Here is a 266-nt window from a genome sequence, read left to right as displayed (position 1 = left end):
CACGCTGTCGGTCGAGGCCGACCGGCTCGCCGCGCTGCGGTCGCGGCCGGCCCTGGCGTCGACCGCGTGGCTCGTCGACACCCGTGCGGAAGAGGTCGCGCGCGACCTGTCCCGTGCCCGCGAACTGCTCGACCGCCGGCTCGAACGCGGGCACTCCGAGGTCGGCCACCTGACCGCCCGCCTCCGCGCGCTCTCGCCCCGTGACACCCTGCGCCGCGGGTACGCCATCGTGCAGCGTGCCGACGGGGGTGTCGTCCGCGGCACCG

1 protein-coding gene is annotated in these 266 nt (G+C 77.4%); it reads left to right on the top strand.

Features of this window, described 5'->3' with window-relative positions:
- The coding region (locus BIU89_RS13015; RefSeq protein WP_368073338.1) for an exodeoxyribonuclease VII large subunit at positions 1-266 on the top strand (266 nt) is incomplete at both ends.

This window comes from Curtobacterium sp. MCBA15_005 (genome assembly GCF_001864855.1).
In the GTDB taxonomy this organism is placed as follows: Bacteria; Actinomycetota; Actinomycetes; order Actinomycetales; family Microbacteriaceae; genus Curtobacterium; species Curtobacterium flaccumfaciens.
The sequence above is the reverse complement of the archived record's forward strand: the minus strand, read 5'-3'. Positions and strand labels throughout refer to the sequence as shown.